Annotated in this window: 22 protein-coding genes and 2 tRNA genes; 5 read left to right on the top strand and 19 right to left on the bottom strand. The window is 66.0% G+C overall.

Annotated features, from left to right (window positions below; translation table 11 throughout):
• Positions 1 to 19: 19 nt before the first annotated feature.
• The gene (cls, locus tag GH660_RS17080) at positions 20 to 1,447 is read left to right on the top strand and encodes a cardiolipin synthase (RefSeq protein ID WP_153147968.1); all 1,428 of its coding nucleotides are present in this window, start codon (positions 20 to 22) and stop codon (positions 1,445 to 1,447) included.
• 18 nt (positions 1,448 to 1,465) lie between these two features.
• On the opposite strand, the gene GH660_RS17085 is transcribed toward cls, so the two are convergent.
• From GH660_RS17085 to GH660_RS17110, 6 genes are all read right to left on the bottom strand, one after another.
• Entirely contained in the window at positions 1,466 to 3,346 is a 1,881-nt protein-coding gene (locus GH660_RS17085; RefSeq protein ID WP_194266350.1) for a bifunctional diguanylate cyclase/phosphodiesterase, read from the bottom strand.
• A gap of 106 nt (positions 3,347 to 3,452) precedes the next feature.
• Positions 3,453 to 4,457, bottom strand: a complete 1,005-nt coding sequence (locus GH660_RS17090) for a DnaJ C-terminal domain-containing protein (RefSeq protein ID WP_153147970.1) — start codon at positions 4,455 to 4,457, stop codon at positions 3,453 to 3,455.
• Positions 4,454 to 5,350 (bottom strand): arginase, encoded by an 897-nt coding sequence (locus GH660_RS17095; RefSeq protein WP_153147971.1) that lies wholly within the window; start codon positions 5,348 to 5,350, stop codon positions 4,454 to 4,456. The genes GH660_RS17090 and GH660_RS17095 overlap by 4 nt, the downstream gene beginning before the upstream one ends.
• A gap of 75 nt (positions 5,351 to 5,425) precedes the next feature.
• A tRNA-Ser gene (locus tag GH660_RS17100) sits at positions 5,426 to 5,518 on the bottom strand.
• Positions 5,519 to 5,575: 57 nt separating this feature from the next.
• Complete coding sequence (locus GH660_RS17105) at positions 5,576 to 6,796, bottom strand: aspartate kinase (RefSeq protein ID WP_153147972.1); 1,221 nt, start codon at positions 6,794 to 6,796, stop codon at positions 5,576 to 5,578.
• 74 nt (positions 6,797 to 6,870) lie between these two features.
• Positions 6,871 to 7,797, bottom strand: coding sequence for a histone deacetylase family protein (locus GH660_RS17110; RefSeq protein ID WP_153147973.1), 927 nt, complete (start codon positions 7,795 to 7,797; stop codon positions 6,871 to 6,873).
• A 121-nt stretch (positions 7,798 to 7,918) separates the two neighbouring features.
• Here GH660_RS17110 and GH660_RS17115 point away from each other — a divergent pair, with 121 nt between their 5' ends.
• The 4 genes from GH660_RS17115 to mltB are packed head-to-tail and all read left to right on the top strand — an operon-like array spanning position 7,919 to position 12,768.
• On the top strand, positions 7,919 to 8,866 hold the full coding sequence (locus GH660_RS17115) for a MoxR family ATPase (RefSeq protein ID WP_153147974.1): 948 nt from the start codon (positions 7,919 to 7,921) through the stop codon (positions 8,864 to 8,866).
• A gap of 4 nt (positions 8,867 to 8,870) precedes the next feature.
• Entirely contained in the window at positions 8,871 to 9,827 is a 957-nt protein-coding gene (locus GH660_RS17120) for a DUF58 domain-containing protein (protein WP_153147975.1), read from the top strand.
• Complete coding sequence (locus GH660_RS17125; protein WP_153147976.1) at positions 9,824 to 11,764, top strand: DUF3488 and transglutaminase-like domain-containing protein; 1,941 nt, start codon at positions 9,824 to 9,826, stop codon at positions 11,762 to 11,764. Before GH660_RS17120 ends, GH660_RS17125 begins: the two co-directional genes overlap by 4 nt.
• Before the next feature lie 11 nt (positions 11,765 to 11,775).
• Positions 11,776 to 12,768 (top strand): lytic murein transglycosylase B, encoded by a 993-nt coding sequence (mltB, locus tag GH660_RS17130; protein WP_228276546.1) that lies wholly within the window; start codon positions 11,776 to 11,778, stop codon positions 12,766 to 12,768.
• A gap of 5 nt (positions 12,769 to 12,773) precedes the next feature.
• On the opposite strand, the gene rpoS is transcribed toward mltB, so the two are convergent.
• From rpoS to infC, 13 genes are all read right to left on the bottom strand, one after another.
• Entirely contained in the window at positions 12,774 to 13,712 is a 939-nt protein-coding gene (gene rpoS, locus GH660_RS17135; protein WP_153147977.1) for an RNA polymerase sigma factor RpoS, read from the bottom strand.
• Positions 13,712 to 14,704 (bottom strand): peptidoglycan DD-metalloendopeptidase family protein, encoded by a 993-nt coding sequence (locus GH660_RS17140; protein WP_153147978.1) that lies wholly within the window; start codon positions 14,702 to 14,704, stop codon positions 13,712 to 13,714. Before GH660_RS17140 ends, rpoS begins: the two co-directional genes overlap by 1 nt.
• Positions 14,701 to 15,363, bottom strand: coding sequence for a protein-L-isoaspartate(D-aspartate) O-methyltransferase (locus GH660_RS17145; protein WP_194266351.1), 663 nt, complete (start codon positions 15,361 to 15,363; stop codon positions 14,701 to 14,703). The genes GH660_RS17140 and GH660_RS17145 overlap by 4 nt, the downstream gene beginning before the upstream one ends.
• Positions 15,360 to 16,100: a 5'/3'-nucleotidase SurE gene (gene surE, locus GH660_RS17150; RefSeq protein ID WP_153148013.1), complete on the bottom strand. Its 741-nt coding sequence runs from the start codon at positions 16,098 to 16,100 to the stop codon at positions 15,360 to 15,362. The genes GH660_RS17145 and surE overlap by 4 nt, the downstream gene beginning before the upstream one ends.
• A gap of 2 nt (positions 16,101 to 16,102) precedes the next feature.
• Positions 16,103 to 16,417 carry an H-NS family nucleoid-associated regulatory protein gene (locus GH660_RS17155; RefSeq protein WP_153147979.1) on the bottom strand — a complete coding sequence of 105 codons (315 nt, stop codon included), beginning with the start codon at positions 16,415 to 16,417 and terminating at the stop codon, positions 16,103 to 16,105.
• Positions 16,418 to 16,516: 99 nt separating this feature from the next.
• Positions 16,517 to 16,593, bottom strand: a tRNA-Pro gene (locus GH660_RS17160).
• A gap of 34 nt (positions 16,594 to 16,627) precedes the next feature.
• Positions 16,628 to 17,002 carry a MerR family transcriptional regulator gene (locus tag GH660_RS17165; RefSeq protein ID WP_153147980.1) on the bottom strand — a complete coding sequence of 125 codons (375 nt, stop codon included), beginning with the start codon at positions 17,000 to 17,002 and terminating at the stop codon, positions 16,628 to 16,630.
• Positions 16,986 to 17,294 carry an integration host factor subunit alpha gene (locus GH660_RS17170; protein WP_228276547.1) on the bottom strand — a complete coding sequence of 103 codons (309 nt, stop codon included), beginning with the start codon at positions 17,292 to 17,294 and terminating at the stop codon, positions 16,986 to 16,988. Before GH660_RS17170 ends, GH660_RS17165 begins: the two co-directional genes overlap by 17 nt.
• 8 nt (positions 17,295 to 17,302) lie before the next feature.
• Positions 17,303 to 19,687: a phenylalanine--tRNA ligase subunit beta gene (gene pheT / locus GH660_RS17175; RefSeq protein ID WP_153147982.1), complete on the bottom strand. Its 2,385-nt coding sequence runs from the start codon at positions 19,685 to 19,687 to the stop codon at positions 17,303 to 17,305.
• Between the two features lie 21 nt (positions 19,688 to 19,708).
• Positions 19,709 to 20,755 (bottom strand): phenylalanine--tRNA ligase subunit alpha, encoded by a 1,047-nt coding sequence (gene pheS / locus GH660_RS17180; protein WP_153147983.1) that lies wholly within the window; start codon positions 20,753 to 20,755, stop codon positions 19,709 to 19,711.
• A gap of 151 nt (positions 20,756 to 20,906) precedes the next feature.
• Positions 20,907 to 21,266 carry a 50S ribosomal protein L20 gene (rplT, locus tag GH660_RS17185; RefSeq protein ID WP_153147984.1) on the bottom strand — a complete coding sequence of 120 codons (360 nt, stop codon included), beginning with the start codon at positions 21,264 to 21,266 and terminating at the stop codon, positions 20,907 to 20,909.
• 11 nt (positions 21,267 to 21,277) lie between these two features.
• Positions 21,278 to 21,475, bottom strand: coding sequence for a 50S ribosomal protein L35 (gene rpmI / locus GH660_RS17190; protein WP_153147985.1), 198 nt, complete (start codon positions 21,473 to 21,475; stop codon positions 21,278 to 21,280).
• Between the two features lie 84 nt (positions 21,476 to 21,559).
• On the bottom strand, positions 21,560 to 22,084 hold the full coding sequence (gene infC / locus GH660_RS17195) for a translation initiation factor IF-3 (RefSeq protein ID WP_153147986.1): 525 nt from the start codon (positions 22,082 to 22,084) through the stop codon (positions 21,560 to 21,562).
• Between the last annotated feature and the right edge of the window lie 6 nt (positions 22,085 to 22,090).

Below are 22,090 nucleotides of genomic sequence, written 5' to 3' on the forward strand. Positions count from 1 at the left end.
GCGGCCGATACTGCCCGGCATGCTGAACCTGCTCACCCTCCTGCATCTGTGCGTCCTGCTGGGCATCGCGCTGCGCATCTTTTCCCGGCGCAACGCGCGCGGCACGGCGGTCGGCTGGCTGCTGCTGGTCATTCTGCTGCCGGCGGCCGGTGCGCTGATGTACCTGATGATCGGCGAACGGCGGCTGGGGAAGACCTGGATGCGGCGGGCCGCCGCCCTGCGCCCGGAAATGCTGCGCTGGGCCGCCGGCATTCCGGCAGCCAGCGTGGCCGCGCCGGACACCCTCTCCCCCGGCGGCGAAAGCATCGGCCGGCTGGCCCAGGCGGCGGTCGGGCTGCCGCCGATGGGTGGCCACCGTCTCCAGCTGCTCGGCGACAGCGCGGCGGTCATGCGCGCGCTGATCGCCGACATCGCCGCCGCCCGCAGTTCGGTGCGGCTGGAGTTCTACATCTGGAGCGCCGGCGGCTTCGTCGACGATCTCGTCGCCGCGCTGGTCCACGCCAGCCAGCGCGGCATCGCCTGCTGCGCGCTGATGGACTCCCTCGGCAGCCGGCCGTTTCTCAGGAGCAGCGCGGTCGCGCGCCTGCGCGATGCCGGCGTGACGGTCGTCGAAGTGCTGCCGGTCAATCCGCTGCGCGCCCTGTTCGTCCGTTTCGACCTGCGCGACCATCGCAAGATCGCCGTCATCGACCGCCGCATCGCCTACACCGGCAGCATGAACATCGCCGATCCGCGCTTCTTCAAGCAGGATGCCGGCGTCGGCGAATGGGTGGATGCCATGGTCCGCATCGAGGGGCCGGCCGCCTGGGTGCTCGAAGCGGTCTCGCTCTCGCTGACGTCGCTGCAGACCGGCAGCCCCTTCGCACCGCCCCCCCCGCCATTGCTGGCGCCCGCTGGCAGCAGCCAGGTCCAGATCTTCCCCTCGGGGCCGCAGGCCTCGATGCTGCCCATCGACGCCCTGCTACTGGCGGCGATCTACGCGGCGCGCCGCGAAATCGTTCTCACCACGCCCTATTTCGTTCCCGGCGAAGCCCTGCTGACGGCGCTGCGCTCGGCCGCCCTGCGCGGCGTCGCGGTCGTTCTCGTCGTTCCCGAGCGGATCGACTCGCGCCTCGTGCGCTACGCCAGCCAGGCCTACAACGAGGACCTGCTGGCTGTCGGCGTCAGGATCCTGCATTTCCGCGACGGCCTGCTGCACACCAAGAGCATGGTCGTCGACGAGGAAATCACCGTCTTCGGCACCGTAAATCTCGACCTGCGCAGCTTCGAACTCAATTTCGAAGTGTCGCTGATCGCCTACGACCGCGAATTCTCGAGCGCTGCGCGTGCCCTGCAGCGCGCCTACGAAGCCCGCTCGGTCCCGCTGGAGCTCAACGCCTGGCGCGCCCGGCCGCGCCTGCGCCGGCTGCTGGAAAACGCTGTCCAGACCATGAGCCCGCTGCTGTGAGCGGCGTCGCCTGCCCGCTCAGCCGGTTGTCGGTAGCGGTACGCGTCCGAGGCTGAGGATGCCCGCCAGCGCCTCGGCTGGCGCCGGGCGCGCGATCAGGAAGCCCTGGACCTCGTCGCAGCCGTTGTCGCGCAGCAGCTGCCACTGCGCCAGGGTTTCCACCCCTTCGGCGATCACCCGCAAGCCCAGGCTGTGCGCCAGCGCTATGGTGCCGCGCGCGATCGCCAGGTCGTTGGCGTCGCTGGCGATGTCGCGCACGAAGCTGCGGTCGATCTTCAGCGCGTCGAGCGGCAGGCTGCGCAGATGGGACAGGGACGAATACCCGGAACCGAAATCGTCGATGCTCAGCGTCACCCCCATCGCTCCCAGTTCGCCCAGATGGCGCGCCGCGCTCTCCGCATTTTCCATGGCCGCCGTTTCGGTCACCTCGAACTCGAGCAGGCGCGCCGGCACGGCCGCTTCGGCGAGCAGCCCGGCCACCCTGGCGGCGAGGTCGCTGGCCCGCAGCTGCCGGGTGGACAGGTTGACGGCGACACGCGGCGGATCGAGCCCGTCGTCGAGCCAGGCGCGCAGCTGGCGGCAGACGGTGGCGATCACCCAGTCGCCGATCTCGTCGATCATCCCGTTTTCCTCGGCGACGGCGATGAACTGCGCCGGTGGCAGCGACGACTCGCCGGCCCCGGGCCAGCGGAGCAGCGCCTCGAGCCCGGTCAGGCGCCCGGACATGTCGATCTTCGGCTGGAAATGCAGCGCGAACTGCCCCAGGTCGATGGCCTCGCGCAGCCGGCACTCGATGCGCAGGCGTTCGGTCGCCGCCGCGTTCATTTCCGGCGCGAAATACTGGAAACATCCGCCGCCCTGCGCCTTGGCGGCATACATCGCGGTGTCGGCGTACTTGATCAACGTCTCGACATCGCGCGCGTCGCGCGGGCAGAGGCTGATGCCGACCGACGGCGCCGTGCGCAGTTCGCGGTCGCCGATCGCATAGGGTGCCGACAGCGTGTCGACCAGCTTGGCGGCGACGCCGGTCACGTCCGGCGAGGCCAGGCGCGGCAGGAGGACGACGAACTCGTCGCCGCTCAGTCGGGCGACGGTATCCGAACCGCGCACGCAGCCGGCCAGCCGGGTGGCGACCTCGACCAGCAGGCGGTCGCCGGCATTGTGGCCGAGCGAGTCGTTGATGTTCTTGAAGCGGTCGAGATCGAGCAGGAAAACCGCCAGCTCGCGGTCTTCGCGCAGCGCATCGGCAATCGCCTGGTCGAGTATGCTCTCAAGCGCCAGGCGATTGTGCAGGCCGGTCAGCGGGTCGTGGCGGGCCTGATGGTGCTGCTCGGCGAGCAGCTTCATGTGGCGCGCGTTGAGCCGGCCGACCTGGCTGAGAACCAGCCAGGACATCGAGCCGACGGTCAGCACGGCAGCGACCCAGCTGTACGGGTTGTGCATGAAGGTAGGCAGATCGATGCTCAGGGCGATCCTGCCCCCGATGTGCAGGATGGCGACCAGCACCATGGTACCGACGCTGAGGGTAGCCGCCACGACCCCGCCCCGCATGCCGAAGAAACTCGTCGAAATGAAGCAGAACGCCATGTAAACCGCTGCCGAGTTGCCGGCCAGCCCATAGATGAACAACCCGCCGGTGGCCGCCAGGTAGAGCAGGATGACGGTGAACCAGGCGATGCGCGTGGCACCGATCCGCTGCCGCAGCAGATAGACTGACAGCAGCGCCAGGTAGAGCAGCGGATGGACGACGCTGAGCGGATTCCCCAGGTGCAGGTTGCGCGCCATGTTGCCGACCAGCAGCACGCCGCCGGCGATCAGCGTGACCGACAGCGTCTTGAGTACCACTTCCTCGCGGATGGCGCGAATCTGTTCGGCGAGTTCATCCGAAATGGGGGTCATGGGCGGGTGCGGGCGGGCTGGATCGGTGCGCCAGTGTACTACCAGGGCACGCTCGCGCGCATGCTGCGGTCGACCTGCAAAAACACCCCGAATTCGCGCCCGCCGTTCAGCGCCCGAGATGCTGGCGGTTCCAGGCGCTGATCTCCGGCAGGCTCCCGGACGCCTCGTCGAGCAGGGCGGCGTTGGCCTGCAGCAGCAGCTTGCGCTGGCGGGCATTCAACGCGCTCGGGAATACTGGCCGCAGATCGACGACCAGATCGCCGGCGGGATGCTTGCCGCGCCCCGGGTAGCCCTTGCCGGGCAGGCGGAGCTCGCGCGGCGTCGCCGCACCGGCATCGAGCACGCAGTGCAGCGCGCCGGCCAGCGCCGGCAACTCGATCTCGCCGCCGGCCAGCAATGCCAGCGCACTGACCGGCATCGAGAAATGCAGGTCGCGCCCGCGCAGCTCGAACAACGGGTGGCTGCGGATGACGATGGTCAGGAACAGGTCGCCGGCCGCCAGTTGGTCGCGCGCCGCCTCGCCCTGCCCGGCCAGACGCAATTCGTCGCCCGGCAGCATGCCCGGCGGCACCCGGATTTCCAGGCTGACGGCGGTACTTTCGCGCCCGCTGCCGCCGCAGTCCGGGCAAATCCGCTCGCTGAAGAAACCGCGCCCGGCGCAGGCGTCGCAACCGACCAGCCCGCGCTGCGCATCGCGCACGCGGCCGCTGCCGTGGCAGGCGCCGCAAAAGCGCGTGCGGGTCATGCCCGCCTCGCCGCTGCCGGCGCAGGTCGGACAAGGCTTGCCCCGGGTGTAATCGATGGTTCGGCGGCAACCGGACGCCGCCGCCTCGAGGCTGATTTCAAGGTTCAGGCGAATGTCGGCCGCCTTGGCGACGCTCTCCTCCGGCCCCGGTTCGGGCTCGGCTGCGTCGGATTTCGCCGTTTCAGGGGCGTCGACCGCAACCAGCTGTTCGTAGGCCGCCCGGATCAGCCTGAAACGCTCGCTCGCCGCCGGATCGGTGTTGCGATCCGGATGCCAGCGCATGGCCAGCCGACGATAGGCGCGCTTGATCTCGGCCGGGCTGGCATCCGACGCGACGCCGAGAATGGCATGCTGATCGCCGGTCATGCGGACGATCCCGGCTGACGGGTCAACTGCGGCAGGGCATCGCCGATCAGGTCGGCGATCAGGTGCGCCGTGCGGCCATCGCGGTCGCGATCCGGGTTGTATTCGACGATTTCCAGCGCCCGCAGGCCCGGCACGCCGGCCAGGCGCCGCAAGCCCCGGCGCACGTCGAGCGCCGACAGCCCCTCCGGTTCCGGGCTGCCGACACCGGGCGCCAGCGCCGGGTCGATGGCATCGAGATCGAGGGTGACGCCGAAACCGCCACCTGCCGCGGCGACGCTCCGCGACGCCTCGTCGAGGCAGGCGGCGAAACCGCGCGCGGCGATCTCGTCACCGCCGATGATGCGCACGCCCAGGCGCACGAGAAACTCGGCTTCCTCCGGCTCCCATGAGCGCGGGCCGAGTACCACCGTATGCCGGGGGTCGAGCTGCATCCCGGGAACGCCCAGACCGAGCAGCCGCTTGTCGCCGCGCCCCAGCAGGCAGGCCAGCGGCATGCCGTGGAGCGCCCCGGAATAGGAGGTATCCGGCGTATGACTGTCGAGATGGGCGTCGATCCACAATAGCCCGAGCGGCGCCCCGGTCGCGCGGGCAACGCCGCTCCAGGTGCCGATGGCGATCGAATGGTCGCCGCCGATGACCAGCGGAAAGGCGCCCTCGTCCAACGTCCCGGCGACCTCGTCGGCAAGGTCGCGGCAGACCTCGGCCACCCGTTCGAGCGGCGAACGCCCGGCAGCATCAGGCGCGAACAGCGTTCGGCCCCAGTCGATGTGCGGATCATCCTGGAGTTCGTGCCACGCCTGCGAACGATGGAAGGCCACCGGGCCGTCCGCGCAGCCGTGATCCTGTGCCCCAACGCCGCTGGCGGCGCCGATGATGCGAATTCGCTTGCTCACTGCCTCCTCCGCCGGCGTTCGTCGAACCTGTTGGAAAAAAAAAGCCCTTGGCGTTCAAGGGCTTATTTGATTTGCTGGCGGAGACGGAGGGATTCGAACCCTCGATGCAGGTTTTGCCCGCATGCTCCCTTAGCAGGGGAGTGCCTTCGACCTCTCGGCCACGTCTCCGGGTCCAGTCTTCAACGAAGGCGCGGATGATATAGCCTCCGCGCCCTGCGGTCAAACTTACTGGTCGAGACCGAAGGTGCGATGCAGCACGCGGACGGCCAGCTCCAGGTATTTCTCGTCGAGGACGACGGAAATCTTGATCTCGGAGGTCGAAATCATCTGGATGTTGATCCCCTCGTCGGCCAGCGCCTTGAACATCTGGCTGGCGACGCCCGGGTGCGAGCGCATGCCGACGCCGACGGCGGAAACCTTGCAGATCTTGTTGTCGCCGGTGACTTCGCGTGCCGCCAGCTTGACCTTGACGTCTTCCAGGATGGCCTTGGCCTTGGCGAAGTCGCCGCGGTTGACGGTGAAGGAGAAGTCGGTCGTGCCGTCGTGGCCGACGTTCTGGATGATCATGTCGACGTCGATGTTGGCGTCGGCGATGGCGCCGAGAATCTGGTAGGCGATGCCCGGGGTATCCGGCACGCCGAGCACGGTCAGCTTGGCTTCGTCGCGGTTGAAGGCGATACCGGAGATGATCGGTTGTTCCATGTTCTTGTCTTCCTCAACAGTGATCAGCGTGCCTTCCCCTTCGTCCTGGAAGCTGGAAAGAACGCGCAGTTTGACCTTGTACTTGCCGGCGAATTCGACCGAGCGGATCTGCAGCACCTTGGAGCCGAGGCTGGCCATTTCCAGCATTTCCTCGAAGGTGATGGTGTCGAGCTTCTTCGCTTCCGGCACGACGCGCGGGTCGGTCGTATAGACGCCATCGACGTCGGTGTAGATCTGGCACTCGTCGGCCTTCAATGCAGCGGCGAGCGCGACGCCCGAGGTATCCGAACCGCCGCGGCCGAGCGTGGTGATGTTGCCGTCGGCATCGACGCCCTGAAAACCAGCGACGACGACAACCTTGCCGGCATCGAGGTCGCGGCGCATGTTGGCCTCGTCGATCGACAGGATGCGCGCCTTGGTGAAGGTATTGTCGGTCAGCACCTTCACCTGGCCACCGGTGTAGCTCCGGGCCGGGCAACCGATGTCCATCAACGCCATCGACAGCAGGCCGATGGTCACCTGTTCGCCGGTGGCGCAGACCTGGTCCAGCTCGCGCGGATCGGGACTGGCCTGGACTTCCTTGGCCAGTGCGATCAGCTTGTTGGTCTCGCCGCTCATGGCGGAAACGACCACGACCACCTGATGGCCCTGCGCCCTGAATTTGGCAACCCGCCTGGCGACATTCTTGATGCGCTCGGGGTTGCCGACCGAGGTGCCGCCGTATTTTTGAACAATCAACGCCATGGAATCATCCGGTTGAACGTTAGGAAAGGGCAGGATTCTACCCCACCCTTGCGATTTTCCGAAGAAACAGGTGCTTAGAGGTCGGCCAGCGAACGCAGATGGGCGCCGACGCTGCGCGCCAGCGAGGTCATCACGTAGCCGCCTTCGAGCATGGAGACGATGCGCCGTTCGGCAAATTGCGCAGCGACCTTCTTGAGCTCGTTGGTACACCAGGCGTAATCCTTTTCCAGCAGCTTCAGGCCGCCCATATCGTCCTCGTAGTGCCCGTCGAAGCCGGCCGAGATGATGATGAGCTGCGGCTTGAATTCTTTCAGGCGCGGCATCCAGACCTGATTGACCGCATCGCGGAACTCCTCGCCGCCGCAACCGGCCGCCAGCGGCACGTTGCACATGTTGGCCGCCGGCTTGTCGGTGCCGCTGTAGGGATAGAACGGGTGCTGGAAGATGCTGCACATCAGGATGCGGTCGTCGCCGGCACAGCAATCCTCGGTGCCGTTGCCATGGTGGACGTCGAAATCGATGATGGCGACGCGCTCCAGGCCGTGCGCCTCGAGCGCGTGGCGGGCGGCGATGCTGGCGTTGGCAAAGAAGCAGAAGCCCATCGCATTGTTGCGCTCGGCATGGTGGCCGGGCGGCCGCACGGCGCAGAAGGCATTTTCGATTTCGCCCTTCATCACCAGGTCGACCGCATGCACGCCGGCACCGGCGGAACGCAGCGCCGCCTGCCAAGTATGCGGATTCATCGCGGTATCCGGGTCGAGATGCACGACGCCGTGCTCGGGCGAAGCGCGCTTGAGGCGCTCGAGATGGGAGGCCGGATGGACCCGTAGCAGCTGCTCGAAGGTGGCGAGCGGGGCGTCGTAATAGACGAAATAGGCGTCAATCCCCTGGGCAATCAGGTGATCGTTGATGGCGGTAAGGCGTTGCGGGCACTCCGGGTGATGCGAACCCATGTCGTGCAACTGGCAGTCGCGATGGGTGATGATGGCAGTGGTCGTCACTTGTTCTCTCTCTCCGAACCGGCGCACTAGGCGGCGCACGTCGAATTGTCATTATCGACCCAATCGGCGCGCCGCTTCAAGCATTAGAATGGATTCCGCTTACATTTCCGGGACTGCCAGAATGCCGGGTATCGCTCGTTCGACCCTGACCACTAAACCGCGACCGCTCGATCCGGTCCTCGCCGCCGCCGGGCGCATCATCCTCGGCAAGGATCGCGAAATCCGCCAGGCGCTCGCCTGCCTGCTGGCCGGCGGCCACCTGCTGATCGAGGACCTGCCCGGCGTCGGCAAGACCACCCTCGCCCATGCGCTGGCCCGCCTGCTCGGGCTGGCCTTCTCGCGCATCCAATTCACCAGCGACCTGCTGCCGGCCGACATCACCGGGGTTTCGGTCTACGAGCGCCAGAGCGGCGAATTCCGCTTCCTGCCCGGCCCAGTCTTCGCGCAGATGGTGCTCGCCGACGAAATCAACCGCGCCACGCCGAAGACTCAGAGCGCCTTGCTGGAGGCGATGGAAGAACGCCAGGTTACCGTCGAGGGCGAGACCCGCCGTCTGCCGGAACCCTTTTTCGTCATGGCGACGCAAAACCCGTCGCACCAGATCGGCACTTTCCCGCTACCCGAATCGCAGCTCGACCGCTTCCTGATGCGCATTGAGCTCGGCTATCCCGAGCGCAGCGCCGAGCGCGCCCTGCTCGCCGCCGGCGGGCAACGGGCCATGGCCGACCAGCTGGAAGCCCTGGTCGCTGCCAGCGATCTGCCGGCCCTGCAGCGCGAGGTGGCTGTGGTGCACGCTGCCGAACCGCTGATCGACTACGTGCAGGCGCTGGTCGAGGCCAGCCGTCGCGACCCGGCCTTCCAGCACGGCCTCTCGCCGCGCGCCGGCCTCGCCCTGCTCGCCGTAGCGCGCGCCTGGGCCTGGCTGGCCGGGCGCGACATGGTGCTGCCGGACGACGTCCAGGACATGCTGCCGGCCGTTGCCCGCCATCGCCTGCGCGCGACGCAGGGCACCGGCATGGCGCGGGCGGAGGACATCGCGGCGCTCATCCGCACCGTGCCGATTCCCTGACCCCGTGCGTCTGATCGCCGAATTCAAGCGGCGCCTGTTTCGCTGGCAGAGCGACGGCACCGCGCCATTGCGCCTCGGCCAGCGCCGCATCTTCATCCTGCCGACGCGCGCCGGCCTGCTGTTCGCCGCCGCCCTCCTCGCCATGCTGACCGGCGCGATCAATTACAACCTGGCGCTCGGCCATGCCCTCGTCTTCCTGCTCGCCGGGCTGGCGCTGGTCGGTATGGTGCACGCCTTCCGCAACCTGTATGGCCTGAGCATCGCGCCCGGGCGCTGCCTGCCGGTCTTCGCCGGCGACAGCGCGCTGTTTCCGCTGCAGCTTTCCAGCGACCGCGCGACGCCGCGGCTGGCCCTCGAATTACGGGCCGCCGACGAGGCGGTCGAGGTCCGCTGCTCGGTCGCCGCGCAAGGTCTGACGGAGGCCGCCGTGCCGGTCGCCGCCACCCGCCGCGGCTGGCTGGAGCTGCCGCGCACGCGGCTGGCGACCACCTACCCCCTCGGCCTGTTCGTCGCCTGGAGCTACCTGCAACCGGCGATGCGCTGCCTGGTCTATCCGCAGCCGCTGGCCACCCCCCTGCCGCCGCCGCAGCCGGCGACGCATAGCGGAGACCAGCGCGGCGACGGCGGGCAGGAGGATTTTTCCGGCTTCCGCGAGCGCCAGCCGGCCGACTCGCCGCGCCATGTCGCCTGGAAGGCCAGTGCCCGCGACGGCGGCCAGCGACCCCTGCTGGTCAAGCAGTTCGCCGGCGGCGCACAGCACGAACTGCAGCTCGACTGGTCGCTGACCCCGGAAGGCGCGGCACCGGAAGCCCGCCTTTCCATCCTCGCCGGCTGGGTGCTGGCGGCCGACGACAGCGGCGCCTGCTACGGTCTACGCCTGCCGGGGCACGAAATTGAACCGGGCAGCGGCGACGCGCACCGCCACCGCTGCCTCGAAGCGCTAGCGCTGTTCCCGGCATGAGCACGCGCCCCACCGAAGCCCTCGACCACGGCGCCGCGCCGTGGCTGTTCGCCGCCGCGCTGGCCACCACCCTGCCGCATGTCGAACACCAGCCGCCCTGGCTCAGCGCCCTGGCGACGCTGCTGTTCGCCTGGTCCGGCTGGCTGTGGTGGCGCAACGGGCGCCTGCCCGGCCGCTGGGTTCTCGCCGCACTGGTCGCCGTGGCGTGCGGCGGCGTGATGGTCGAATTCCGCACCCTGTTCGGACGCGACGCCGGCGTCGCCATGCTGGTCGTCTTCATGGCCATGAAGCTGCTTGAACTGCGCAGTCGGCGCGACGCCGTCGTCGTCGTCACGCTCGGCTATTTCCTGCTGCTCACCCATTATTTCTACTCGCAGAGCATTCCGACCGGCCTCTGGCTGCTGGGCGCAATGACGCTGCTCACCGCCGCCCTCGTCCGTCTGCACGGCGGCGCCGCGAGCACGCCGGCGGCAACGCTGCGTTATGCCGGCCTGCTGACGCTGCAGGCGGTTCCGTTCATGCTCGTTCTCTACCTCCTGTTTCCGCGCGTCTCCGGGCCGCTCTGGGGCCTGCCGCAGGACGCCCACAGCGGGCGCAGCGGCCTGTCGGACCTGATGGCGCCGGGCAATATCGCCAACCTCGCGCTGAGCGGCGAAATCGCCTTCCGGGTGCGTTTCACGGCAACGGTGCCACCGCGCGACAGACTGTACTGGCGCGGCCCGGTCCTCGAAGCCTACGACGGCAAGACCTGGCGACAACAGACGAGTCGCCCACGCCCGCCACAGATCGAAGCGCTGTCGCCGACACTGGCCTACGAGACGACGCTCGAACCGCACCAGCAACGCTGGCTGCTGGCACTCGATGCACCGGGAACCCTGCCGGCGGATTTGGCCCTGGAAAGCACGTTGACCGCAACCAGCCGCGTACCGATCGTCCAGCGTCAGCGTTTCTCGCTGACGGCTGCTCTCGACTACCGTTTCAATCCGGACGAGGAGCGCCCCGTCCTGAGCCGCAACCTGCTCCTTCCGCCCGCGGCCAACCCGCGCACCCGTGCTCTGGCCGAATCCTGGCGGCAGGAAGAATCGAGCCCCGAGCGACTGGTGCAGAAAGCACTGACACTGTTTTCCGGCGCCGGCTTCACCTACACCCTGCAGCCGCCACTGCTTGGCGAGCACCCGGTCGACGATTTCCTCTTCGTTACCCAGCGCGGCTTCTGTGAGCACTACGCTTCCGCCTTCGTCGTCCTGATGCGCGCCGCCGGGGTGCCGGCGCGGGTGGTCACCGGCTACCAGGGCGGCGAAGCGAACCCGGTCGACGGCTTCGTCGTCGTCCGCCAGTCCGATGCCCACGCCTGGGCCGAAGTCTGGCTGGCCGGACGCGGCTGGACGCGCGTCGACCCGACGGCGGCGGTTTCCCCAAGCCGCGTCGAAAGCGGCATCGCCGCGGCGATGCCGGCCGGCGAGCCGTTACCTGCGCTTATCCAGCTGCGCAGCGACTGGCTGCGCACCCTGCATTTCCGCTGGGAGGCGATCAACAACGCGTGGAACCAGTACGTTCTCGGCTACAACCCGCAGCGCCAGCGCGAACTGCTGACCCGGCTCGGCCTGCCCGACGCCGACTGGCGCAAACTGGCGGCCGCCCTGGCGATCGCCTGCGGCGGGCTGCTGCTGGCCGTTACCGCCTGGGCGCTGTACCAGCGGCCGCGCCGCGACCCGGCCGCCCGCCTGTGGCAAAAAGCCTTGCGCCGGCTGGCGCGAAGCCAAGTAAACTCTCCCCCCTGGGAAACGCCGCTGGCGCTCGCCCGGCGCCTCGAAGACGAGCATCCGGCCCTCGCGCCGGCCGTCCGCGAACTCGCCGAAGCCTACCTGCAGGCGCGCTACGGAGGCATCCCGGACGATTTGACCAGGCTGCGCGCCGCACTCGCGCGGCTGCCCTGACGGAGAACGACTTGAAACACGCCCTCGCCGCCCTGCTGCTCGCCGCCGGCGCCTGCCTGACCCAGGCGGCAACGCCCATGCCCGGCTTCGCCGGCAACCCGGAGGTGGTCGAATTTGCCCGCGACCTCGAACAACGCCATGGCTTCAACGCCGATCAACTGCTGGAGCAATTCGCCCAGATCCGCCCCAACGCCAAGGTCCTGGAACTGATCAAGCCGCCGGTCTCGCCGGTCCAGCGCTCGTGGGAACGCTACCGGCCACGCTTCCTGAACGAGCGGCGGATCAACTGGGGCGTCCAGTTCTGGCAGGAGAACCAGGTCAGCCTGGCGCGCGCCCGCGCCAACTATGGGGTGCCGGAAGAGATCATCGTCGCCATCATCGGCGTCGAAACGGAATACGGGCGCAACATGGGCAGCTTCCGCGTGCTCGAGGCGCTCGCCACGCTGGCCTTCCACTACCCGCGGCGCGCCGACTTCTTCCGCACCGAGCTCGAGCAGTTCCTGCTGCTGGCGCGCGAGAACGACATGGATGCGCTCAACGTCCGCGGCTCCTTCGCCGGCGCCATCGGCATTCCGCAATTCATGCCGGGCAGCCAGCGACGTTATGCGGTCGACTTCGATGGCGACCGGAAAATCGACCTCTACGGCAGCGTCGACGACGCCATCGGCAGCGTCGCCCGCTTTCTCGAACAGCATGGCTGGCAGCCCGGCCAGGCCGTCGCCGTGCCGGCACGCACGCACGGTGAACCCGAGCGTAGCCTGATCGAGGCCGGCATCCAGCCGACGCTGAAGGTGGCTGACCTGGCGCAACAGGGAATCACCGGGAACGCCGACCCGCAGGCGCTGGTGACGTTGGTCGATCTCGTTTCGCCCGGCCGGGCGACCGAATACTGGCTGGGGTTCGACAACTTCTACGTCATCACCCGCTACAACCGCTCCAGCTTCTACGCAATGTCGGTATTCCAGCTGGCCGAGGAAATCCGCGCGCGCATGCCGCGCCAGTGAGGTGATCAGAGCAGCGAATCGCGCACGATGCCGCCGCGCTTGACGATCTTGCGCAGGCGGTCGAGCGCTTCCACCTGGATCTGGCGGACACGCTCGCGGGTCAGCCCCAGCTCGCAGGCAAGCACGTCCAGCGTCGACACGTCGACGCCGTTCAGCCCGTAGCGCCGTTCGATCACCTGGCGCTGACGCTGCGTGAGCTGCCCCAGCCAGTCGTCGAGCAGCGAACTCATCTCGCTGCATTGCAAAAGCGCTTCCGGATTGACCGCCGATTCATCGGCGATCGCCTCGCCGATGGTGTGGCTGGGGTCGATCTCCAGCGGCGCGTCGAGCGAGGCGATGTGCTCGTTGAGATGCAGGATGCGCCGCACGTCGGCGACCGGCCGGTCGATCAGCGCGGCGATGCGCTCGACCGAGGTCTCGCGGTTGGCCGCCGACTCGAGATGGCGGATGGCGCGCAGCACCAGGTTGATTTCCTTGACCACGTGCACCGGCAGGCGAATGGTGCGCGACTGGTTCATGATGCCGCGCTCGATGCTCTGGCGCACCCACCACGTCGCGTAGGTGGAAAACCGGAAACCGCGCTCCGGATCGAATTTTTCCAGCGCGTGGATGAGGCCGAGATTGCCCTCCTCCACCAGGTCGAGCAGCGGTATGCCGCGGTTCAGGTAGTGCTTGGCGATATTCACGACCAGGCGCAGGTTGTGCTCGATCATTTTCTGGCGCGCCTGGAAATCGCCGGCGCGCACCAGGCGGGCCGTCGCCACCTCGTCCTCCGGCGTCAGCAGGGGCTTGGCGCCGATTTCGTTCAGATAGAGCTGGGTGACGTCCTCGATCAGTTCCAGTTCGGGCGGCACCTGTTCTGGCTCGGACTCGGAGAGCGACTCCAGGTCAGCCTCGGCTGACGCCAGTTCATCGTCTTCCGCATCCTCCGCCGCCCTGGACATCATCGTTTCGGCAGATAGAGCATGGGGTCGGTCGGCTTGCCCTGCTTGCGAATCTCGAAATGCAGCTTGACCGAATCGCTGTCGGTATTGCCCATTTCGGCGATTTTCTGGCCGCGGGTCACCTGCTGGCCTTCCTTGACCAGGATCTTGCGGTTGTGCGCGTAAGCCGAAAGGAAGGTCGCGTTGTGCTTGACGATCACCAGTTCGCCGTAGCCGCGCAGGCCGGCGCCGGCATAGACGACCTTGCCGTCGGCAGCGGCCTGCACCGGATCGCCGGACTTGCCACCAAAATCGAGCCCCTTGTTGCCGGCATCGCTGAACGGTGCCGTCACCTTGCCGGACGACGGCCATTGCCAAGCGACATCGTCGGGGCCAGTGGCGGCCGCCGCCGGCTCGGGCCTTGGTTCCGGCTTCGCCTCGGGCGGCGGTTCGGTTTTTGGCTCCGGTTTGGGGTCGACCGCAGCAAGCGTCGTCTTCGGTGCCGTATCGGCATTGCGGTTCAAACGGGCATACGCCTCGTCGGAATACGGCTCCTTGCCACCGCGCGGCTCACGCTTGAGGCCGTCGGCGGAGACCGGTGCTGGCACCGCTGTCGGCGCCGTCACGGCCTTGCCCGCCCCCGGTGCATCGAGCGACTGCGTCTCGACGACCGGCCCGGTGGTCACCGGCTGGGCGACGACCGCGCCGCCACCTGCCGTCGCCGGTACTGCACCCGGCGGCGCCACGCGCAGCACCTGCCCCTCGCGGATCGCGCCCGGGTTGGTGATGTTGTTCCACGCCGCCACGTCCTTGTAGTCCTGGCCATGTTCGAGGGCAATACGATACAGCGTGTCGCCCCGCTTGACGGTGTAGTACCCGGGCCCCGCGGGCACCGCCGCGGCACTCGCACGCGCCGCACCGGACGTGCTGCGATCGACGATCGGCGCCGGCGGCTGCGACATGCAACCGGCCAGCAACAGGGCGGAAACCAGGGGGGCAAGTACTCGAATCATTGCGTTCCTGCGAGAAGTGGGACAAAACGAACCGGGTCGAGCCGGGTTTCGACAAAAGCCTGCGGCGTCCGTTCGATGAATGAAAGATACTGCTCCGTCGTACCTACTGGCAAGACCAGCCGGCCGCCCGGGGCCAGTTGTTGGAGCAGCGCCGGCGGCACCTGCTGGCCGGCGGCGGCGACGATGATGCTGTCAAAGGGGCCGGCCTCGGGCAGACCGAACTGGCCGTCGGCATGCTTGAGTCTGACATTGAATTGTTTCAGCTGGCGCATGTTGGCCTTGGCCTTCTCGAGCAGCGGCGCAAGTCGCTCGAGGGAATAGACCTCGCTGGTCAGCTGCGCCAGGACCGCCGCCTGATAGCCGCACCCGGCACCGACCTCGAGCGTCCTGCCGAGCGTCGCCCGGCCATTGAGCAGCAGTTCGATCATGCGGGCGACCACGAAGGGCTGCGAGATCGTCTGCCCCATGCCGAGCGGCAAGGCGGTATCCTCGTAGGCGCGCGAGGCCAGCGCCTCCTCAACGAAAACATGACGCGGCACGGCGGCCATCGCCCGCAGCACCGCTTCGTTGCGGATACCCTTCTCGCGCAGGCGCTCGATCATGCGCGCCCGCGTCCGCTGCGAGGTCATCCCGATGCCGTGCAGGCCGTTGGTCGTCATCGCATCCAGTGCGTAATGGCCGAAAGCTGCGCGGTATGGGTCAGGTCGATCTGCAGCGGCGTGATCGAAACGCAAGCGCGCTCGACGGCATTGAAATCGGTCCCCGGCCCGGCGTCGGCCGCGGCGCCCGCCGCCCCGACCCAATAGACGGTTTCGTTGCGCGGCGAACGCATCGAGACCACCGGCTCGGCCTTGTGGCGCCGGCCGAGGCGGGTGACCTCGGTGCCGCGCAGGTCGGCGTGGGGAATATCGGGCACATTGACGTTCAACAGCACCGGTTCGCGAATCGGGTTGCTGATGAAGCGTTCGACCAGTTCGCGCGCCACGCGGCCGGCGGTTTCGAAATGTTCGCCGGCATGGCTGGTCAATGAAATGGCGATCGAGGGAATACCCAATAAATACCCTTCGGTCGCCGCTGCCACCGTTCCCGAATAAATGGTGTCGTCGCCCATATTGGCGCCCTGATTTATTCCGGAAACGATAATGTCCGGCAGATAATCGAGCATTCCGGTAACGGCCAGATGAACGCAATCGGTGGGCGTGCCATTAACAAAATAAAATCCGTTGGCCGCCTGTTTCAGGAAAAGCGGCCGGTCCAGCGTCAGGGAATTACTGGCACCACTTCTATTCTGCTCCGGCGCAACGACGACGATTTCACCCAGCCCGGCGAGCGCAACGGCCAGCGCCTCGATACCGGGGGCGAAATAACCATCGTCGTTACTTAATAGAATGCGCATTATCAGACGGTCAGCGAATCCAGTGCGCCACCCTTGGCCAGCCATTCGGCAACCCATTTCGGCTGACGGCCGCGACCGGTCCATTCAAGCGATGCATTTTCCGGGTGACGGTATTTAACCTTGACCTTTCCCGTCGGCACCTTGATTTTGACTTCCTTGCCGACCAGCTCTTCGAGCGCAAATCCGCGGGCTTTTGCGAAGGCGCGAACCTCATTCAGGATATTGGCCTTATCCTGGGCTTCGCGGCGTTTCAATTCAGCGGGAATCTGTTGTTGCAGGTCACGCAACTGGGCAACGGTCAGAGAAGACAAATCCATGATTACCTCCGTTAATAAAATGATGGAAACAATCTAATTTGTCTTAATTAATTTTTCAACCCATAAAATTAAAAAACCGGCCTAAGCCGGTTATTTAATTGGTCGGGGCGGCGGGATTCGAACTCGCGACCCCTTGCACCCCATGCAAGTGCGCTACCAGGCTGCGCTACGCCCCGACAAGCCGCGCATTATACCCGAAATAACCGGGAATCAAAGGCGCAATAGCTCGATAACGGACTGCAATTCGGCGCGCAGGCCGCCGGCGGTTTTCGGCATTTCCTGCTGGTCGACCGCAAGCGATTCGACCCCGACCTCATCCAGCTTGTTGCGCGCCCCGCTGATCGTAAACCCTTCATTGTAAAGAAGTTCGCGAATGCGACGCACCAGCAGGACTTCGTGATGCTGGTAATAGCGGCGATTGCCCCGCCGCTTGACCGGCTTGAGCTGATTGAATTCCTGCTCCCAGTAACGCAGGACATGCGGCTTGACGCCGCACAGTTCGCTGACCTCACCGATCGTGAAATAGCGCTTGGCGGGGATCGGTGGCAATTCCTCGCCACCGTGAGGCTTATGCCGAAGTTCCATCGCAGGCGAGTTCGACGTCGGACTTCAGCTTCTGGCTGGCGTGGAAAGTCACCACGCGGCGCGCCGTAATGGGGATTTCCTGACCGGTCTTGGGATTGCGCCCGGGGCGCTGCGGCTTGTCGCGCAACTGGAAGTTGCCGAAACCGGAGAGCTTGACGCCGTCACCGGTTTCCAGGGAATTGCGGATTTCTTCGAAGAAAGCCTCGACCATGTCCTTGGCCTCACGTTTGTTGAGGCCAACCTTCTCGAACAGCAGGTCGGCAAGCTCGGCTTTTGTCAGTGTCATGGATATTTTTTCCGTCAGGCACGCAGTTGAGCGGCGAATGCCTGCTCCAGACAGGACACCAGTTGCTGCATCGCCAAGTCGACTTCCGTATCTTGCAAAGTACGTTGAGTATCTTGCATAACTATCCGGAACGCAAGACTTTTCTTGTTTTCCGGAACCCCTTTTCCAGTGTATACATCGAACAGTTGAACGTCCTGGACGAGGGCCGGCAATTGCCCCTGCAACCCGTCAAGCAGGGTCTGCAGGGCAAGGTCGTGATCGACCACAATCGCCAGGTCGCGGATCACCGGCGGGAACTTCGAAACCTCGGCGTAGGCGGGTACGTTTACCGCCCTGAGCGCTGCGAAATCGAGCTCGAAAAGCACCGGCGCCTGCGGCAGATCGTATTTTTGGGCCCATTCCGGATGCAACTCGCCAAGGCAGCCGATTTCCCTGCCATCGAGCAGAATGCTGGCGGCGCGCCCGGGATGCAGCGCCGGATGCCGCAGCTTGGCGAAACGCAATTCCGCCGGCGCCAACAGCGCCTCGATGTCGCCCTTGACGTCGTAGAAATCGACCTTGCGCACGCCACTGCCCCAGCCTTCCGGCAGGGCGCCGCCAAAGGCCAGGCCGGCCAGTTTCCACGGCTGATGGAAGCCGGCGACCGGCACCGCCAGCGGATCGCGGTGGAAGGTCCGCCCGAGTTCGAACAGGCGCACCCGGTTCTGCTTGCGCTTGAGATTGGTCACCAGATTCGAAATCAGGCCGCCGAACAGGGTCGACCGCATCACGGCCATCTGGCTGGCAATCGGGTTGGCCAGGCGGATCAGTTCGTTCTCGCCGGACCTGCCGGCGAAATCGGCTTCCCAGGCTGCCTCGACGAAAGCGAAGTTGACCACTTCCTGGTAACCGCGATCGGCCAGCATCTGGCGGATGCGGTAGGCCGGACGCTGCGCCTCCGGCTGGCGCATCATCGCCATCCGGCCGCGCGGCGCCGGTGCCGGGATGTTGTCGTAGCCGTAGAGGCGGGCGATTTCCTCGATCAGGTCCTCCTCGATTTCCATGTCGAAACGCCAGCTCGGCGGTGTCACCAGGAAATCGTCGCCCTGTTGCTCGAAGGAGAGCGCCAGTCCCTTGAACAGGCCGGCGATACGCTCGACGCCAAGGGGCAGGCCGAGCACCCGCTCGGCGCGGGCAGTGCGCAGGCGCACCGGATTGCGGGCCGGCATGGCGGCACTAGCCTCGACGACCGGGCCGGCCTGCCCCCCGCAAATCTCGAGGATCAGTTGCGTGGCGCGTTCGATGGCGCGGCGCGTGCCGCCGAAATCGACGCCGCGCTCGAAGCGGTGCGAGGCATCGGAACCGAAGCCGTAGCGGCGGGCGCGGCCGGCAATGGCCTTCGGCGCGAAGAAGGCGGACTCCAGGAACAGATCCGTCGTTTCCAGCGTGACGCCGCTTTCCTCGCCGCCCATGATGCCGGCCATGGCGAGCGGCTTGGCGTCGTCGGCAATCATCAGCACATCGGCGTCGACCGCGATCGTCTGCTCGTTGAGCAGTAGCAGCTTCTCACCGGGCTTCGCCATGCGCGCATGCACGGCGCCGGCGAGCTTCGCGTCGTCGAAGACATGCAGCGGCTGGCCGAGTTCGAGCATCACGTAGTTGGTGATGTCGACCAGGGCGGAGATGCTGCGAATCCCGCTGCGCTCGAGCCGGCGCTTCATCCAGTCCGGGATTGCCGCCCTGGCGTTCACGCCCTTGACGACACGGCCGCAGTACAGTGGGCAGGCCTCCGGAGCGTCGAGCACGACGGCGCGGATGTCGGCGATGCCGGCCGGCACTTCGGCAACCTGCGGCAGGTTCGTCGCCACGCCGGTGATGGCGCCAATCTCGCGGGCAACGCCGAGCAAGGACAGGCAATCGGCACGGTTCGGCGTCAGCTTCAGCTCGAACTGGTTGTCGTCGAGATCGAGATACTGGCGGATGCTCTGCCCGACCGGCGCATCGGCCGGCAGGATCAGCAGGCCGGAAGCTTCTTCGGCGATGCCCAGCTCCTTGGCGGAACAGAGCATGCCGGAGGATTCGATGCCGCGCACCTTGGCGATCTTGATCGTGAAGTCACCCGGCAGTTCAGCACCGGGCAGCGCGCACGGCACCTTGAGGCCGGCGGCGACGTTCGGCGCGCCACAGACGATCTGCTGCGGCGTGCCAGTGCCGATATCGACCTGACAGACGTTGAGGCGGTCGGCGTCGGGGTGCTTGACCACCTCCAGCACCTGGGCGACGACGACATTGTTGAAGGCAGGCGCGACCGGCGCCAGTTCCTCGACTTCGAGGCCGGCCATGGTCAGCAGATGGGAGAGTTCCGCGCTCGTCAGCTTGGGATCGACAAGGCTGCGCAGCCAGGATTCGGAAAATTTCATGGACGTAACTCGAATGGGGGATCAGGCGAACTGGCGCAGGAAGCGCAGGTCGCCTTCGAAGAACAGGCGCAGGTCATTGACGCCGTAGCGCAGCATGGTCAGACGGTCGGGACCGAAGCCGAAGGCGAAGCCGGTGTATTTTTCCGGATCGATGCCGGCGATCTTCAGCACGTTCGGATGCACCATGCCGCAGCCGGCGATTTCCAGCCAGCGGCCCTTCAGCGCGCCGCTCATGAAGGCGACGTCGATCTCGGCCGAGGGCTCGGTGAACGGGAAGAAGGACGGGCGGAAACGCACCGTCAGGTCGTCGGTCTCGAAGAAGCTCTTGAGGAAATCGGCGATCACGCCCTTGAGGTCGGCGAAGGAAACGCCCTCGCCCACCCACAGGCCCTCGACCTGGTGGAACATCGGCGAATGCGTCGCGTCGGAATCGACGCGGTAGACGCGGCCCGGCGCGATGATGCGGATTTCGGGCATTTTTTCCAGTTGACCGTACAAGGCCACGTGCTTTTGCATGTAGCGGGCCTGGATCGGGCTGGTATGGGTACGCAGCAGCACCTTGTCGGCCAGCGAGCCGTCGGGGTTCTGTAGGTAAAAGGTGTCGTGCATCGAACGCGCCGGGTGATCCTCGGGCGTGTTCAGTGCGGTGAAGTTGTGGAAGTCCTCCTCGATCTCCGGGCCGTCGGCGACCTCGAAGCCGATCGAGGCGAACAGCGACTCGATGCGCTCCAGCGTCCGCGTCACCGGGTGCAGGCCGCCGCGCGATTCGGCACGACCGGGCAGCGTGACATCGAGCGCTTCCTCGGCCAGGCGCGCTTCCAGCGCCGCCTTGCGGATCGCCTCGCGACGCGCGTTGAGCGCGTTCTCGACGGCGGTCTTGGCGACGTTGATCGCCGCACCGGCGACTTTCTTTTCCTCGGGCGGCAGCTTGCCGAGGCCCTTCAGGAGTTCGGTGATCTGGCCGCTCTTGCCGAGGAAACGGGCCTTGACCTGTTCCAGCGCGTCCGGGTCGGAAATGGCAGCGAACGCGGCTTGCGCTTCGCTAACGATCTGATCGAGATTGTCCATGGACTTCAGTACCTGCAAACTGCTACAAAACTACCAACAAAACGCACGTTTCAGAGCAGGCTCATGCCGGCGCAGCCGACGTGAAGCCGCGAAGCGGCGGCCGAAACTAAAAAAGGAGGCTTGCGCCTCCTTTTTTTCTTCAAGCTTTCGCTCAGGCGCCGAGCTGTGCCTTGGCCTGCGCGGCCAGAGCGGCAAAAGCCGGCTGATCGAAGACAGCCAGATCGGCCAGGACCTTGCGGTCGACTTCGATGTTGGCCTTCTTCAGGCCGTTCATGAAGGTGCTGTACTTCAGGCCTTCCAGACGGGCCGCCGCATTGATACGGGCGATCCACAGGGAACGGAACTGGCGCTTGCGCTGACGACGGTCACGGTACTGGTATTGACCGGCCTTCATCACCGCCTGCTTGGCGATGCGATATACGTTCTTGCGACGACCGCGGTAACCCTTGGCCTGGTCAAGAACCTTCTTGTGACGCGCGCGCGCCGTTACACCACGTTTGACTCTAGGCATCCTCTATCTCCTTACGCGTAGGGCATCATGGCGCGAACGGAAGCTGCATCGCGCTCGTGAACTGCGACAGCACCGCGCAGGTGACGCTTCACCTTGGTGGTCTTCTTGGTCAGGATGTGACGCTTGAAGGCTTGGCCGCGCTTGATGGAACCACCGGCGCGGACCGAAAAGCGCTTCTTGGCGCTGCTCTTGGTCTTCATCTTGGGCATTTATATGCTCCTTAATGACATGCTGTCAGGTGGTTCCCGGCGGAAACGCTTCGATTACCCGAAAGCACTTATGGGTACTACGTGTTACTGCTTCTTCTTGGCCGGCGCGATGATCATGATCATCTGACGACCTTCCATCTTCGGCATCTGCTCGACTTGCCCAACGGCTTCGAGATCCGCCTTGATCCGTTCCAGCTGGCGCATGCCGAATTCCTGGTGCGCCATTTCGCGGCCCCGGAAGCGCAGGGTCACCTTGACCTTGTCTTCTTCTTCCAGGAAGCGCGTCATGTTCCTGAGCTTGATCTGGTAATCGTTTTCGTCAGTACCGGGGCGCAGCTTGACTTCCTTGACCTGCACCTGCTTCTGCTTCAACTTGGCCTCGTGGGCGCGCTTCTGTTCCTGGTACTTGAACTTGCCGTAATCCATGATTCGGCAAACCGGCGGCTTAGCAACCGGCGCGATCTCGACCAGGTCGACCCCGGCCTCCTCGGCCAACTGCAGTGCAGCACGGGTACTCATGATCCCGAGCTGTTCACCTTCCAAACCCTGGAGACGAATCTCCGGTACCGTGATTTCTTCGTTGAGGCGATGCGCCTTGTTCTGAGCGATGGTGAA

It is taken from the genome of Dechloromonas sp. H13, from assembly GCF_009469615.1.
GTDB lineage: Bacteria > Pseudomonadota > Gammaproteobacteria > Burkholderiales > Rhodocyclaceae > Azonexus.

What these genes read in the sequence shown, in the direction of transcription:
- rpmI (WP_153147985.1), bottom strand. Translation starts at nt 21,475, where the DNA reads ATGCCCAAGATGAAGACCAAGAGCAGCGCCAAGAAGCGCTTTTCGGTC.
- GH660_RS17085 (WP_194266350.1), bottom strand. Translation starts at nt 3,346, where the DNA reads ATGACCCCCATTTCGGATGAACTCGCCGAACAGATTCGCGCCATCCGC.
- GH660_RS17165 (WP_153147980.1), bottom strand. Translation starts at nt 17,002, where the DNA reads ATGGAACTTCGGCATAAGCCTCACGGTGGCGAGGAATTGCCACCGATC.
- GH660_RS17145 (WP_194266351.1), bottom strand. Translation starts at nt 15,363, where the DNA reads ATGACGACCAACGGCCTGCACGGCATCGGGATGACCTCGCAGCGGACG.
- GH660_RS17115 (WP_153147974.1), top strand. Translation starts at nt 7,919, where the DNA reads ATGCCGGGTATCGCTCGTTCGACCCTGACCACTAAACCGCGACCGCTC.
- GH660_RS17090 (WP_153147970.1), bottom strand. Translation starts at nt 4,457, where the DNA reads ATGACCGGCGATCAGCATGCCATTCTCGGCGTCGCGTCGGATGCCAGC.
- GH660_RS17140 (WP_153147978.1), bottom strand. Translation starts at nt 14,704, where the DNA reads ATGATTCGAGTACTTGCCCCCCTGGTTTCCGCCCTGTTGCTGGCCGGT.
- rpoS (WP_153147977.1), bottom strand. Translation starts at nt 13,712, where the DNA reads ATGTCCAGGGCGGCGGAGGATGCGGAAGACGATGAACTGGCGTCAGCC.
- GH660_RS17105 (WP_153147972.1), bottom strand. Translation starts at nt 6,796, where the DNA reads ATGGCGTTGATTGTTCAAAAATACGGCGGCACCTCGGTCGGCAACCCC.
- pheS (WP_153147983.1), bottom strand. Translation starts at nt 20,755, where the DNA reads ATGGACAATCTCGATCAGATCGTTAGCGAAGCGCAAGCCGCGTTCGCT.
- GH660_RS17125 (WP_153147976.1), top strand. Translation starts at nt 9,824, where the DNA reads ATGAGCACGCGCCCCACCGAAGCCCTCGACCACGGCGCCGCGCCGTGG.
- surE (WP_153148013.1), bottom strand. Translation starts at nt 16,100, where the DNA reads ATGCGCATTCTATTAAGTAACGACGATGGTTATTTCGCCCCCGGTATC.
- GH660_RS17155 (WP_153147979.1), bottom strand. Translation starts at nt 16,417, where the DNA reads ATGGATTTGTCTTCTCTGACCGTTGCCCAGTTGCGTGACCTGCAACAA.
- rplT (WP_153147984.1), bottom strand. Translation starts at nt 21,266, where the DNA reads ATGCCTAGAGTCAAACGTGGTGTAACGGCGCGCGCGCGTCACAAGAAG.
- pheT (WP_153147982.1), bottom strand. Translation starts at nt 19,687, where the DNA reads ATGAAATTTTCCGAATCCTGGCTGCGCAGCCTTGTCGATCCCAAGCTG.
- cls (WP_153147968.1), top strand. Translation starts at nt 20, where the DNA reads ATGCTGAACCTGCTCACCCTCCTGCATCTGTGCGTCCTGCTGGGCATC.